Annotated in this window: 12 protein-coding genes; 8 read left to right on the plus strand and 4 right to left on the minus strand. The window is 61.5% G+C overall.

Annotation, left to right across the window (positions count from 1 at the left end; translation table 11 throughout):
- Positions 1–17: 17 nt before the first annotated feature.
- Complete coding sequence (locus NCT04_RS15290; RefSeq protein WP_250466368.1) at positions 18–1079, minus strand: ParB/RepB/Spo0J family partition protein; 1062 nt, start codon at positions 1077–1079, stop codon at positions 18–20.
- A 24-nt stretch (positions 1080–1103) separates the two neighbouring features.
- The gene (gene parA / locus NCT04_RS15295) at positions 1104–1766 is read right to left on the minus strand and encodes a ParA family partition ATPase (RefSeq protein WP_250466370.1); all 663 of its coding nucleotides are present in this window, start codon (positions 1764–1766) and stop codon (positions 1104–1106) included.
- A 566-nt stretch (positions 1767–2332) separates the two neighbouring features.
- Between parA and NCT04_RS15300 the strand changes: the two genes are divergently transcribed.
- The gene (locus NCT04_RS15300) at positions 2333–4732 is read left to right on the plus strand and encodes a bifunctional acetate--CoA ligase family protein/GNAT family N-acetyltransferase (protein WP_250466372.1); all 2400 of its coding nucleotides are present in this window, start codon (positions 2333–2335) and stop codon (positions 4730–4732) included.
- Positions 4733–4746: 14 nt separating this feature from the next.
- Here NCT04_RS15300 and NCT04_RS15305 read toward each other — a convergent pair whose 3' ends face one another.
- Complete coding sequence (locus NCT04_RS15305) at positions 4747–5292, minus strand: hypothetical protein (protein WP_250466373.1); 546 nt, start codon at positions 5290–5292, stop codon at positions 4747–4749.
- 88 nt (positions 5293–5380) lie between these two features.
- Entirely contained in the window at positions 5381–6169 is a 789-nt protein-coding gene (locus NCT04_RS15310) for an IclR family transcriptional regulator (protein WP_250466376.1), read from the minus strand.
- A gap of 203 nt (positions 6170–6372) precedes the next feature.
- Between NCT04_RS15310 and NCT04_RS15315 the strand changes: the two genes are divergently transcribed.
- The 7 genes from NCT04_RS15315 to NCT04_RS15345 all read left to right on the plus strand — a co-directional run bounded on the left by NCT04_RS15315 (position 6373) and on the right by NCT04_RS15345 (position 13590).
- Positions 6373–7404 (plus strand): sugar ABC transporter substrate-binding protein, encoded by a 1032-nt coding sequence (locus NCT04_RS15315; protein ID WP_250466377.1) that lies wholly within the window; start codon positions 6373–6375, stop codon positions 7402–7404.
- Positions 7401–8906 (plus strand): sugar ABC transporter ATP-binding protein, encoded by a 1506-nt coding sequence (locus NCT04_RS15320; RefSeq protein WP_250466379.1) that lies wholly within the window; start codon positions 7401–7403, stop codon positions 8904–8906. The genes NCT04_RS15315 and NCT04_RS15320 overlap by 4 nt, the downstream gene beginning before the upstream one ends.
- Positions 8896–9918, plus strand: coding sequence for an ABC transporter permease (locus tag NCT04_RS15325; RefSeq protein ID WP_250466380.1), 1023 nt, complete (start codon positions 8896–8898; stop codon positions 9916–9918). Before NCT04_RS15320 ends, NCT04_RS15325 begins: the two co-directional genes overlap by 11 nt.
- A 142-nt stretch (positions 9919–10060) precedes the next feature.
- On the plus strand, positions 10061–10390 hold the full coding sequence (locus NCT04_RS15330) for a UxaA family hydrolase (RefSeq protein WP_250466382.1): 330 nt from the start codon (positions 10061–10063) through the stop codon (positions 10388–10390).
- A 5-nt stretch (positions 10391–10395) separates the two neighbouring features.
- Positions 10396–11688: a UxaA family hydrolase gene (locus NCT04_RS15335; protein WP_250466384.1), complete on the plus strand. Its 1293-nt coding sequence runs from the start codon at positions 10396–10398 to the stop codon at positions 11686–11688.
- A 22-nt stretch (positions 11689–11710) separates the two neighbouring features.
- Entirely contained in the window at positions 11711–12760 is a 1050-nt protein-coding gene (locus tag NCT04_RS15340; RefSeq protein WP_250466386.1) for an aldo/keto reductase, read from the plus strand.
- Positions 12757–13590: an amidohydrolase family protein gene (locus tag NCT04_RS15345; protein ID WP_250466387.1), complete on the plus strand. Its 834-nt coding sequence runs from the start codon at positions 12757–12759 to the stop codon at positions 13588–13590. Before NCT04_RS15340 ends, NCT04_RS15345 begins: the two co-directional genes overlap by 4 nt.
- The last annotated feature ends 29 nt before the right edge of the window (positions 13591–13619 follow it).

The raw sequence follows: 13619 nt of genomic DNA on the forward strand, positions 1-13619 counted from the left end.
GCAGAGGGCGGACGCTGTTATTTCTTCTCTTCGTTGAACTGAAGCATGGTTTCGATCTGACGCAGCAGTTCATCTCGTCGATCCCGTGACAAGCCGCGCAACCGCAACTCAAGGCGATCCTCGCCATATGACTTGAGATCGCCGACCGCGACGCCGTCCAGTTTAATCTCCATTCGTTGGGCATAGCGTTGACGGCCGGGCGGCTTGGGCACTTCTTGTCCGCTTGCGCGTCCCTTCACGATATCCGCGACTTGTCGAGTGCTCAGATCATCCGACGTGATCTTGTTGATGAGGCGCAGCGTGGCATCGCTGCCACGCGCCGAGTGGTAGCGCGTGATTTGATAGGCCATGTTCGACCCGAATCGATCAGGCCGAGCGACCATTTCCTGCATGACGTTTTCAGGAAGCTTCGCAACCGATAGCGCGACTGCGATAGTAGATTCGTCTAGCCCAAGATGGTCGGCCAATTCTCGTTGGCTCTGGAAATGTTGCTCGTCCAGAAAGCGTCGCCAGACGACGGCATTATCGAAGACGGTTTGCGAATCCCGCTGAACGTTTAGATCGTAGCCAAGCTTGTAGCTTTGAATTCCAATAGGCAGGTCGACGACGATCGCTTTGACGGTTTCCTTGTTGGCTTCCTTGAGCGCACGGACGCGACGGCCACCGTCGCTTACGAAGAAGGTCCCAGCGTTATCGTAGTCGGGGATGACGTGGATGGCCTGCTGCTGTCCCTGCCTCGCAAGGTTGACGGCTAATTCGGCGATCGATGCCTTGAGGTAGAAATGGCGCGGATTAAACGGGCTCGCTTTGATCGCCTTTAGCGACAACTCGATGACCTGCCCGGGCGTGTAGCGATTCGCACGTCGCCAGGCGCGAAACTGCTCGGATTCGGTGCTGACCTCTGCGTCGGGCTGCTCGTCGGATGCGAAAGTGCTCGCGCGTCCATTCGCGGCCTGTCCGACGCTTTGTATATCGACGATTCCATCGATGGCGTTCAGGCGATCTAGAGCGGTTCGCTTCTCGCTGCTTGTCGTGTCGGGGCGGGCCTTGAAGCCTTTTGCCAGTTGGGACGGTTTCATTCAGGGTCCTTTATGCGCATAAAGTCAGGAGAGCATGCCGAGGATTTCATCGGCGCACGCGCGAATCTCGGCAGCAGCGAGGCGCGAGCCGCGGTCGGACATTTGCAAAACGGTTTGTCCTAGCGCCATGGCCTGCTTGTAGCACTCTCGGGTTGGGATCTGGGTTTTTAGTAGCGGAAAGCCCAGTTCTTCAAGAGCGACCTTCAGCTCGCGCGTGAGCATCCGCTTCTCTTCCGTCTTGTTCAGCAGAAACACCGCGCGCAGATCTTCGTTCATCACCTGCGCTTGCTGAACCAATTTGACGAGGCCAACGCTCGACCAATAATCGGCTGGCGATGATGAAGTCGGAATCACTGCCACGCTCGCGGCTAGCAGAACGACGCCTGACACCTTCTCTGTAATTGACGGAGGGCAATCCACCACGATGATGTCGTAGTCATTCACGAACTTCCTGATTTCACGATGGATTTGTCCGCCCGCTTCCGAAAGATTCACGACAGGAAAGGGGATGCCGCTCGCTTCGTCTGACGCAGCGCTCGACCAGTGGATTAACGTGTTTTGACCGTCTGCATCGACGACGAGCACGCGCTTCTTCTTTTCGTGAAAAGCTGCGCCGAGATGCATTGCAATCGTGCTCTTGCCAACGCCGCCCTTCTGCTGCGTGATCGCTATGATTTCCGCCGCCACTTTAATGCTCCAGTTTTTGCAGGCGGTTGAATTTTACATTGAGGTTTAGTAATTTCAACTTTAATTCGACATTAAATGTGTCGTTAGCCATTAGGCATAGGGGTGAGCTTTAGTTGATTTTGTGAAAGCGCGGACGTGGGCCTGATGGATGCAGTTTCAAATCGCACATCATGCTCTACAGCAATAAGCTGAGGCGTAAGACCAATATCTCCCCGTCACGGCTTTAGGTGTCTTGGAAATTGTTAAGCGGTGCCGCGCTCCCGGACCAGCTTTATGCGCATAAAGTCACGGCAACCTCGAAGCCCCGAAGCCCCGAAGCCCCGAAGCCCCGAAGCCCCGAAGCCCCGAAGCCCGAAGCCCGAAGCCCGAAGCCCGAAGCCCGAAGCCCGAAGCCCGAAGCCCGAAGCCCGAAGCCCGAAGCCCACAGCCCGAAGCCCACAGCCCGAAGCCCACAGCCCGAAGCGCACAGCCCGCAACGACACCGCACCCCCCACCCCCCACCCCCAAAATCGCCTATCCTAACCCTGCCTCAACCGCCAATCGCCGACCGAGTCCGGAGCTCCGTAATGACCGTTCGCAACCTGGACATCCTGTTCGCGCCGAAGTCAATTGCTGTGATCGGCGCATCAACGCGGCCGGGCAGCATCGGCGAAATGGTATGGGCCCGCGCCAACAGCGCTGGATTCAAAGGCCCAATCTGGCCAGTAAATCCAAAGCACCAAACCATAGGCGAACATCCGAGCTTCGCCGACATAGCTCACCTCCCCGAAGCGCCGAGCGTTGCGGTGCTATGCACGCCCCCTAAAACCTGGCCTCAACTAGTTGAACAACTCGTAGACCGTGGGACCAAAGCTGTCGTCGTTATTGGAGAGGCAGCGAGACGACACCCCGCGAGAGCCGAATTCATCTCCAATGCAGAGTCCCACGAATGGACTGCCCGCACCCTTGCCGCCGCGCGTCCCTTCCTGCTGCGCGTGGTAGGACCGGCAAGTCTCGGCGTAGTGTCTCCCGCCGTCGGCGCATGCCTCGGGGCGCCAGCGTGCAGTGTCAAATCGGGCGGCGTCGCTTGGGTATCCGGCTCGAATGCGCTAACCAATGGCGTGCTCGGCTGGGCCCGCGCGCGGGGCCTCGGCTTCTCACGCATCGTCGCGTTGGGCGATGAAGCTGACGTCGATTCCGGCGATATCCTCGACTTCCTCGCTACCGACGCATCGACCAAAGCGATTCTTCTTGCGATCGAAACCGTCCGCGCCGCACGCAAATTTATCTCCGCCGCGCGCGCCGCCGCGAGGAATAAGCCGGTACTCGTTCTACGAACCGGACACGACGACCCATTCGATCGCCTATACGGTGCAGCCTTCCGCCGTGCCGGACTTGTACGCGTGGATTCGCTCGACGATCTGCTCGACGAAATCGAAACCCTGGGCGTGGGAAGCGTCGCAGCCGGCGACGTGGCAACCGTCATCACCAGCGATCGCGGCGTCGCCACTTTGGCAAGAGATGCGTTCAGCAAAGCCGGCGATGATCTGGCGCAATGGCCACTCGCCGCACGCGACGCCGTCTCGCTCGCGTTACCCCGAGCCGAATCCGGTAATCCCCTCTTGCTCGGCGACGATGCGTCGCCCGCCGATTTCGGCATTGCGGTGGAAACGCTGGCTCCGCATCGCGACACCGGCACCATCTTCGTCGTACACGCGCCGACGCATAGCGCGCCCGTCGCGGACGTCGCTCGCACATTGATCGCCGCGCGCCGCCATGCTCATCGCGGATTGCTCGCGTGTTTCTTCGGTTGCGTGGATGCCGCCACCCGCGACGCACTCCACGCAAATGGCATCCCGGTTCACACCACCCCGCAGCGTCTCGCGCGTGGCTTTGCACGCCTCGTCGATTTTCGTCAGGGACGCGAATTGTTGATGCAAACACCCGACGGACTTCCAACGGAAATTCCAGAAGAAATCGATATCGCGCAAAACGAAATTCGAATCGCATTGGAAAACGGCATTGCGGAATTGAATGGTGAACGTGCGGCGCGCATCCTCGCCCGCTTCGGCATCACGGTGAAGCCGGGACCGCCCGATTCCTTTTCCGCCGATGCAGTCGAGATACAGACGCGCCTGCTCAACCATCGCGTCTTTGGACCGGTGTTCGAATTCAAGGCCGAAGGCGCGCTCGGACTTGCCGATGCGCTTCATGAATTTGCGTTGCCTCCGCTCAACCCTGTCCTTGCGCGCGATCTCGTCATGCGTTCGCCGCGCTCGCGCGAATTGCCCACCGACATGCTGTTGAACGCGCTGACCGCGCTGTCGCAAATGGTTTGTTATATAGAGGAGATCGTCGCACTGCGGCTGACGTTGCGTGTCACGCGCGATTCGGTTGCGGTGCACGAGCCGCAATTGACCTTAGGCGCGTATCGCAAGCAGCTAGCGATCGTGCCGTATCCGCGATGCATGGATGAGACGCTCGACTGGCGCGGCATGCGTATTACCGTGCGGCCCATTCGTCCCGAGGATGAAGATGCGCATCGCGCGTTCGTATCGGCGAACACGGCCGAAGATTTGCGCTTGCGCTTTTTCGGTGCCGTGCGCAGTTTCGATCATTCGCAACTCGCGCGGATGACCCAAATCGACTACGACCGCGAAATGGCGTTGATCGTGACACGGAGCATTGCGGAGGGCGCCACGGAAACGCTGGGCGTCGCACGCGCCATTTCCGATCCGGACAACGAGACTGCGGAGTTTGCCGTCGCCGCGCGCTCGGACATGAAAGGGAAGGGCTTGGGCTCGCTGCTGCTCACGCGAATCATCGACTATGCGCGAGAGCGTGGAACACGCTGGCTGGTGGGCGAGGCTTTGCGCGAGAACACGGGGATGATCGCGCTCGCGCGCAAAGCCGGTTTCGAATTGATCAGAACCGAAGATCCGAGCGTCGTTGGTTTTCGGATGCGACTCGGTGAAAAACCGACCTAGCCGGCCGTTCGCGATTAGCCGGCCAGTCGCCCGGACGCCTCGTCGATCTGCGCTCTCGTTATCGCCAACTCTTCGAGCAAAGCATCGGGATACGAACTTCCCGTTTCCTTTTCGAGTCTCGCGATCGTCAGCGCCGAGCGCGCCGAGTCTTTCGGCGTCGCGATGAACGACTTCACGGAATGTCCCGCCGAGAATGCTTCGAAGAGCGGTACACGAATCTCTTCCGGCAGCGCACGCGAAGTCCATTGATAAGGCTTGCCGTTATGCGTCAGTTGCGGCGGCAGTGTGCGTTCCTTCTTCGCGGCCGGAATAAGGCCGAAATTGCGCGCCGCTTCCGCGATCTGCTCGGCGGAAAAAAGCTCGTCCGGCGTGATGTCGAACTGCGCGATATGCGCTTCGAGCGCTTGCATTGCAGCGGCGCGATCGTCGCGCTTCTTCTGTGCGCGCGCGACGATATCGCGCAATTCGTCGGCCTCGTCAGGCGTGATCGTAAAGCTCGCCTGTTTCTGTTGAAGTTCGGAAAAACGCTGGAATTCTGAATCGGAAAGGAGTTTTGCCATGAACCGTGAAGATAGAGCGCGGCGTGCGCGTGAACCGGCTGCCGCTTTTTAGGAGGGCCGCCATTCTAACGCGTGTATCAGCCTTGATTCAGTCCCGCGTCATCGAAAGCTCGCTCGCGGCGCCGCGCAAAAGCGCCGTTACTTCTTCGATGGAAGGCGCGACGTATTCGTCGATACGCCGCATGAAAGGGCAGGTCAGCGCCGCGATGGCTTGGCCCGATGGCCCAAGCAACGGAAAAGTCACATCGGTGACGCCGAAGGTCTGCTGGCTGTCCTTTTGTGAATAGCCGAGCTCGCCGATCTTTTCGTAGTCGGCATCGAGTACTGCGCGATCGAGCGCCACTTCGCCTTTCACCTTTGTATGTTCCGCCAGCATGTGCTCGCGCTGCTCCTCGGTTTGAAACGCGAGCACCACGCGACCGGAGCCGGTGTCGATAAGGCCGACGCGTGACCCCAACCGGACCGAAATTCCCCACGTGCCGGGACCGTCCACTTGCGCGATCACCAGCAGGTTGCCGCGATCGTAGACGACCAGGTGAACCGACTGCTCGGCGGCATCGGCGAAACGTTGCATCACGGGCAGAGCCTCGGCAATTAGCCGGTTCATCGGCGGATGCCGGTGCGCAAGCGCGTACAACTTCAGGCTCAGCGAATAGCGGTCGCCCTCGGGCGAGCGCACGACGTATTGTCGCGCGACCAGCCGTTCCAGCATCCGATACATCTCGCTTGCATTGCGCCCGAGCATCTTCGTGATCTCGGCGCGCGTCAGTCCCGATTTCTGTTCCGAGAGTAATTCGAGAATGTCCAGTCCCTTGTCAAGCGCGGGCGCGCGATAGCGATCCGCGTCGCCATCGGTGTCGGTTACTTCAACGTCCATGTTAGGTATGCGTCGATTCATGAATTGGCGCCGAGTTTAAGCCTTTCGTCAGCAATAGCGTTGCCCGCGCTAGGGAAAGCACCAACTGACTTCTGATTGTCCGTATATGAATAATACGTTCACTGATAAATATTCGTATCGACAGTTTCCCGTAGTCACCCACACGGCCGTAGTCGCAAAAAACACAAGATCAGGAGACAAGCATGACGTCCTCAACTTCCTTTCGCCGCCTGGCCGTAAAAGCCGGCGTGGCGCTCGCCGTACTTTCGACCACCGGTGCAGTTGGCCTCGCGCAAGCCGCCGAGGCCGGCAAGGTCGGCCTCGGTCTCCCGCTTCTGACTTCGCCGTTCTGGCAGTCGTACAACAACTATCTGCCGAAGTACGCGAAGGACATGGGCATAGACATCCTTGCGCCCGTCAACTCGAACGGCGATCCCGCGCAGCAGATCACCGACATGAACAACCTGCTGAACCTGGGCGCGAAGGGCATCGTGGTCGGCCCGCTGGATTCGGCCGCAATCAGCCGCGCGCTCGACGCCTCGGCGGCGAAGAACGTGCCGGTCGTCGCCGTCGATGTCGCGCCGACGCAAGGCAAGGTCGCGATGGTCGTGCGCGCCGACAACCGCGCGTATGGTTCGAAGTCGTGCGAGTACATTGGCGAGCACGTGAAGTCGGGCAAGGTCGTGCAGATCATGGGCGATCTGGCATCGGTCAATGGCCGCGATCGTTCGGAAGCGTTTCGCGAGTGCCTGAAGAAATTCCCGTCGCTGAGCCTGCTCGAGATTCCCGCCGCATGGAAGGGCGAGGCCGCCGCGACCGCGCTCGACAGCCTGCTCACCGCGAACCTCGACGTGAAGGCGATCTATATGCAGGCGGGCGGCGTCTATCTGTCGCCGACGTTGCAGACCTTGCGCCGCAAGCAGTTGCTGGTGAAGGCGGGCGATCCGAAGCACATCGTGATCGTGAGCAATGACGGCATTCCGCAGGAATATGATGCGATCCGCCGTGGCGATATCGACGCGACCATCTCGCAACCCGCCGATCTCTACGCAAAGTATGGCCTCTTCTATATCAAGGCGGCTCTGGCGGGACAAACCTTCAAACCGGGCCCGACGGATCACGGCAGCACGATCGTTCAGCGCGGTCCAGGCATTCTCGAAGATCAATTGCCCGCGCCGCTCGTGACGAAAGCCAATGTCGATGACAAAACACTTTGGGGCAACACCGTCAAATGAGCGCGCCCGTCGTTGAGACAGTTGGCCTGACGAAGCGCTATGGCTGGACGCCCGCACTCGCAGATGTGAGCATGCGCGTGCTGCCCGGCGAGTCGCATGCGCTAGTCGGACGCAACGGCGCGGGCAAATCGACGCTCGTGTCGATGATCACCGGCCTGAAGAAGCCGGACGCTGGCGAGATCCGCTTCAACGACGCGCCCGCGCCGCCGCTCGCCGACCGCGATGCATGGCGCGAGCGCGTCGCCTGCGTCTATCAGCATTCGACGATCATCCGCGAGTTGTCGGTGGCCGAGAATCTGTACATCAATCGGCAGCATCAGAAGGGCGGCGTGATCGACTGGCGCGCCATGCGCCGTGATGCCCGCGCGCTGCTCGACCACTGGAAGATCGACGTGCGCGAAGACGCACGCGCGGGCGATCTGACAGTGGAAGCGCGGCAGTTGGTGGAGATTGCGCGGGCGTTGTCGTACGGTGCGCGCTTCATCATTCTCGATGAACCGACTGCACAGTTGGACGGCGAGGAGATCAAGCGTCTCTTCAAGCGTATTGAAGAGTTACAGCGCGAAGGCGTCACTTTCCTGTTCATTTCGCATCACTTGCAAGAGGTGTACGAAATCTGTCAGGCAGTGACAGTTCTGCGCGACGCTCGGCATATCGTCAGCGCGCCGGTTTCGGCATTGCCGCGCGACCGGCTCATCGAAGCGATGACGGGCGAGCAGGGAGGCCTTGCCGTCGCGGATGCCGCCGCGCGCGCGCCCCTGCCCGCTGGTGCGCCGCAAGCGCTGCGTGTCGAAGCGTTACGCGGCGACGACTACGAGAACGTCACGTTGAGCGTTCGCAAGGGCGAAGTGATCGGCCTGACCGGCGCGACGACGAGCGGCCGGACGAGCGTCGCCGAAGCCATCGCCGGATTGAAGGCGCAACGCGCGGGCACGATCAGCGTCGATGGCCGCGTGCTGCCGCCGGGCGACGTGCCGGCCGCGCTGGCGCATGGTGTCGGCTGCGTGCCGAAAGACCGGCATCGCGAAGGCTTGGTGCTGTCGCAATCCGTCGCGGAAAACGCGTCCATGACGATCGCGCGATTGCTCGGCCGCTTCGGTATTGCGACGCCCGCGAAAAAGAACGCCTTCGGACGCCGCATGATTGCCGCGCTCGGCATCAAGACGCAGGGCCCGGAACATATCGTGTCGGGCTTGTCGGGCGGCAATCAGCAAAAAGTGGTGATGGCGCGCGCGCTCGCCACTGATCCGGACGTGCTCGTTCTGATCGATCCCACCGCTGGCGTCGATGTGAAGTCGAAGGAAGCGCTGCTCGGCGTCGTCGAACGCGTGCGCGAGGAAGGAAAGGCGGTGCTCGTCGTATCGGGCGAGCTGGACGACTTGCGCACGTGCGACCGCGTCCTGGTGATGTTTCGCGGCGCCATCGTCGCCGAATTCCCTGCCGGATGGCAGGACCATGAACTCATCGCATCCGTCGAAGGGGTGAATCTCCATGAAGCATGACGTACCCAACCCGGCGATGAACGGCGCGAGCATGGCCGTGGCGCGCCCGCGCATCGAACTGGCGCGTTTTCGCGACCTCGCATTGCTGCCCGCGCTGGCGCTCTTGCTTGCCATCGGCGCGTTCGTCAGCCCGAGCTTTCTCACGCAGGCGAATCTCATCAGCATCCTTGGGGCATCGGCGGCGCTTGCGCTTGTCGTGCTGGCCGAATCGCTGATCGTTCTGACAGGCAAATTCGATTTATCGCTCGAATCGACGGTCGGCATTGCTCCCGCTGTCGGCGCGATGCTCGTGATGCCGGCGGTATCGGCGGGCTTCGGTTTCGAGTGGCCGGCGGCAGCGGGACTTGCGGCGATCGTCGTGGTCGGTGCGCTGATCGGCTTCTTCAACGGCTTTCTGGTCGTGCGGCTGCGGCTGAACGCGTTCATCGTCACGCTCGCAATGCTGATCGTGCTGCGCGGCATGCTCGTCGGCGCGACCAAGGGCGGCACGTTGTTCGACATGCCGCCTTCGTTCTTCACGCTGGCCACGACACTCGTGCTCGGTCTGCCGATCTCGGTATGGCTCGCGGCGGCCGCGTTCGCCGTTGCCGCGTTCATGCTGCGTTACCACCGCCTCGGCCGCGCGCTTTACGCGATCGGCGGCAATCCCGAAGCGGCGCGCGCGGCAGGCATTCGCGTGGAGCGCATCACGTGGGGCGTGTTCGTGCTCGGCAGCGTACTGGCATCGATTGGCGGTTTGATCGTCACAGGCTACGTCGGCGCGATCAACGCGAACCAGGGCAATGGAATGATCTTCACGGTGTTCGCGGCGGCAGTGATCGGCGGCATTTCGTTGGATGGCGGCAAGGGCACGATGCTCGGCGCGTTATCGGGCGTGTTGCTGCTGGGCGTCGTGCAGAACTTGCTGACCTTGGCGCAGGTGCCATCGTTCTGGATTCAGGCGATTTACGGCGCGATCATCCTGGGTTCGCTGATGGTGGCGAGACTGGCGGGTGGAGATGCGCAGAACTGAAGCGGGAGCGCAGCCGCACGCGTCTCGCGAAATCGGCTGACGCGTCCAGCGCCCGGACGACGAACGTCAGCAGGCGGCTGCTGAAGATGCCGCGAGCATACGGCTCAATGTCCACGACGACACGGATTTCAGAAGGAACGAGATGCCCGACACAGAGACAGAAACCACCGACCCCCGCCTGATCCTCTTGAGCAAAGAAGACAACTGTCTGATAGCAGCAGCCCGCCTAATCGCAGGCGAAACGCTTCAGATAGAAGGCGAGCCAGTCAAGCTGGAAACGACGATAGAACTGGCTCACAAAATAGCCCGCCGCGCGTTGAAGAAGGACGACAAAGTCCTGCGCTACGGCGCGATCATCGGCCACGTGAGCACAGACGTTCCCCGCGGCGCGCATCTCCACACTCACAATCTGGAGAGCGACTACATCCCCACCTACACGCACGACGCCGGCCATGCCTACGTGCAGCATTGAGAGCCATGAACACATCAACATTGCTGGGCTTCCCAAGAGCCGATGGCCGCAAGGGCATCCGCAACATCGTCGCGGTGGCGTACATGGTCGAGTGCGCGCATCACGTTGCCCGCGAGATCGTCACGCACTTCCGCCCATCGTTCGACGCATTCGACGCCGCGCAAAACGAAGCGCCGCCCGTGCACCTGATCGGCTTCCCCGGCTGCTATCCGAATAGCTACGCCGAAAAGATGCTGGAGCGCATCTGCACGCATCCGAACGTGGGCGCGGTGCTGTTCGTGTCGCTTGGCTGCGAAAGCATGAACAAGCACTATCTCGCCGATGTCGTGCGCGCGAGCGGCCGCCCCGCCGCCGTCGTGACGATCCAGGAAAACGGCGGCACGCGCAGCACGATTCAGCACGGTCTCGACTGGGTACGCGAAGCGCGCGCGACGCTCGCCGCGCAAGAGAAAGTGCCGATGGCGCTCGATGAACTCGTCATCGGCACGATCTGCGGCGGCTCGGACGGCACGAGCGGCATCACGGCGAATCCGGCCGTGGGCCGCGCCTTCGACACCTTCATCGACGAAGGCGCGGCGTGCATCTTCGAGGAAACCGGCGAACTCGTCGGCTGCGAATTTCATATGAAGACACGCGCGGCGCGTCCCGAACTCGGCGATGAAATCGTCGCGTGCGTGGAAAAAGCCGCGCGCTATTACACGACGATGGGCCACGGTTCCTTCGCGGTCGGCAACGCGGACGGCGGGCTCACGACGCAGGAAGAGAAGTCGCTCGGCGCGTATGCGAAGAGCGGCGCGTCGCCTATCGTCGGCATCATCAAGCCGGGCGATGTCCCGCCGACCGGCGGCCTTTATCTGCTCGATGTCGTGCCCGACGGCGAGCCGCGCTTCGGCTTTCCGAACATCAGCGACAACGCGGAAATCGGCGAACTCATCGCGTGCGGCTCACACGTAATCCTCTTTACGACGGGGCGCGGCTCGGTGGTCGGCTCGGCGATATCGCCCGTCATCAAGGTCTGCGCAAATCCGGCGACGTATCGCAACCTGTCCGGCGACATGGACGTGGATGCCGGCCGCATCCTGGAAGGCCGGGCGACGCTCGACGAAGTAGGGCGCGAAGTGTTCGATGTCACCGTGGCGGTGGCGGCGGGCGCTGCGTCGAAATCGGAGTCGCTGGGGCATCAGGAATTCATCCTGACTTACAAAACCTTCGAGCCCGTCGGCCCCGCGTGTTTACCTGGCGGCGCGCAACGCGTTAGTGTTGCGTCTCGCGGCACCGCAGAAGTCGTTTCGAACTGAACAATCGACTGAGGGTTGCACAATGAACGGAGACACGCAGGAGGCCGTCACGCGCCGACGCAAGATCGGGCGGACGGATCTGGAGGTGACGGCACTTTCGCTCGGCACGGCGCCGCTAGGCGGGCTTTATCACGAACTGACGGAAGACGAGGCGCGCGCTACAGTCGATGCGGCGTGGCAAGCGGGCATCCGTTTCTTCGATACCGCACCGCATTACGGACACACGAAGGCAGAACACCGTCTCGGCGATGCCCTGCGACGCCACGCGCGAAGTGACTACGTGCTCTCGACCAAAGTGGGCCGCCGCTTCGTGCCGCGCACCGCGCCCGACGACGGCAGCGAAGGCTGGGCCGCGCCGCTACCGTTCCAGGCCATCTACGACTACACCTACGACGGCATCCTGCGCTCGTTCGAAGACAGCCAGCAGCGGCTCGGCATGATCGACATCGATATCGTACTGATACACGACATCGGCCGTGTCACGCACGGCGAAAAAAACACGCATTATTGGCGTCAGCTCACCGATGAAGGCGGCTTTCGTGCGCTCGATGAACTCAAGCAGTCGCGCGGCGTGAAAGCAGTCGGCCTCGGCGTGAACGAAGGCGCGGCGGTGCGCGAGGCAATGGCCGAATACGACATCGACTGCGCGTTGCTCGCTGGCCGCTACACGCTGCTCGAACAGAACACGCTCGACGATCTCTTGCCCGAGTGCGAACAGCGCGGTGTGAGCATCCTGCTTGGCGGCGCGTTCAATTCGGGCATTCTCGCGCGCGGTCTCGATGCCGACGCGCAAGGCGATCTCAAGTTCAACTACGGCGATGCGCCCAAAGAGATCGTCGATCGTGTGGCGAGGCTGGAACGCATCTGTCGCGAGTATGGCGTCGCGCTGTCGACAGCCGCCCTGCAGTTTCCTTATGCGCATAAAGTCGTCGCCACGGTGTTGATGGGCGCGCGCAAGCCCGAGGAAGTGCGTGAGAATGCGGCGTCATTCGCTACACCGGTTCCTTCGGCGTTGTGGGACGCTTTGCGTGCGGCTGGCTTGCTGCATGAGAAGGCGCCGACACCGCAATGAACATCGACGCTCATCAACATTATTGGGACCCGGCGCGTGGCGATTACGGTTGGCTCACGCCCGATCTCAAGCCGCTCTATCGCGTCTTCGGTTCCGATGATCTGGCGCCGCTCCGCAAGATCACGAATGTCAAGCAAACGGTCGTCGTGCAAGCGGCGGCGACCGTCGATGAAACGCGTTATCTGCTCGATCTAGCGCGCGATGACGAATCCATTGCGGGTGTCGTCGGCTGGGTTCCGCTCGATTCCGTCGACGCGGTAGAAATCATCGACGAATTCGCGCGCGACAAAAAATTCAAAGCCGTGCGGCCGATGCTGCAAGACCTGCCCGACGATACGTGGATAGACCACGCGCCGCGCCCGGAAGCCATCCAGCGTCTGATCGAGCTCGATCTTGCTTTCGACGCGCTCATCTTCGCGCGCCACGTGCCATCGCTCGTCGAGTTCGCGGGGCGTTATCCGGCGTTGCGTATCGTCGTGGATCACGGCGCGAAGCCGCCCATCCGCGATGGCGAAGCGGGCTGGCAACCGTGGGCCGATGGCATCGCGCAACTCGCTGCCTTGCCGCAGCGCCTCTATTGCAAGCTATCGGGGCTCGCGACAGAAGCGTCGCCTAGCTGGACCGCCGACACGCTCGCGCCTTACGTCGCGCATCTCATCGACCAATTCGGACACGAGCGCCTCATGTGGGGCAGCGATTGGCCGGTACTGAACTTAAACGGTTGCTACACTGATTGGCACGCCGCCGCGAGGCGCTTGGTCTCGCATCTCGAAAAAGCCGAGGAAGACGCGATTTTCGGCGGAAACGCCCGTGCGTTCTATCGCCTCTGAAGCCGCTGATATACCCGGCATGTCTTAAA

Origin of the sequence: Caballeronia sp. GAFFF2, assembly GCF_023631485.1 — a bacterium.
GTDB lineage: Bacteria > Pseudomonadota > Gammaproteobacteria > Burkholderiales > Burkholderiaceae > Caballeronia.

Coding starts and splice junctions, on each gene's coding strand:
- NCT04_RS15290 (WP_250466368.1), bottom strand. CDS start 1,079: ATGAAACCGTCCCAACTGGCAAAAGGCTTCAAGGCCCGCCCCGACACG.
- NCT04_RS15300 (WP_250466372.1), top strand. CDS start 2,333: ATGACCGTTCGCAACCTGGACATCCTGTTCGCGCCGAAGTCAATTGCT.
- NCT04_RS15305 (WP_250466373.1), bottom strand. CDS start 5,292: ATGGCAAAACTCCTTTCCGATTCAGAATTCCAGCGTTTTTCCGAACTT.
- NCT04_RS15310 (WP_250466376.1), bottom strand. CDS start 6,169: ATGGACGTTGAAGTAACCGACACCGATGGCGACGCGGATCGCTATCGC.
- NCT04_RS15315 (WP_250466377.1), top strand. CDS start 6,373: ATGACGTCCTCAACTTCCTTTCGCCGCCTGGCCGTAAAAGCCGGCGTG.
- NCT04_RS15320 (WP_250466379.1), top strand. CDS start 7,401: ATGAGCGCGCCCGTCGTTGAGACAGTTGGCCTGACGAAGCGCTATGGC.
- NCT04_RS15325 (WP_250466380.1), top strand. CDS start 8,896: ATGAAGCATGACGTACCCAACCCGGCGATGAACGGCGCGAGCATGGCC.
- NCT04_RS15330 (WP_250466382.1), top strand. CDS start 10,061: ATGCCCGACACAGAGACAGAAACCACCGACCCCCGCCTGATCCTCTTG.
- NCT04_RS15335 (WP_250466384.1), top strand. CDS start 10,396: ATGAACACATCAACATTGCTGGGCTTCCCAAGAGCCGATGGCCGCAAG.
- NCT04_RS15340 (WP_250466386.1), top strand. CDS start 11,711: ATGAACGGAGACACGCAGGAGGCCGTCACGCGCCGACGCAAGATCGGG.
- NCT04_RS15345 (WP_250466387.1), top strand. CDS start 12,757: ATGAACATCGACGCTCATCAACATTATTGGGACCCGGCGCGTGGCGAT.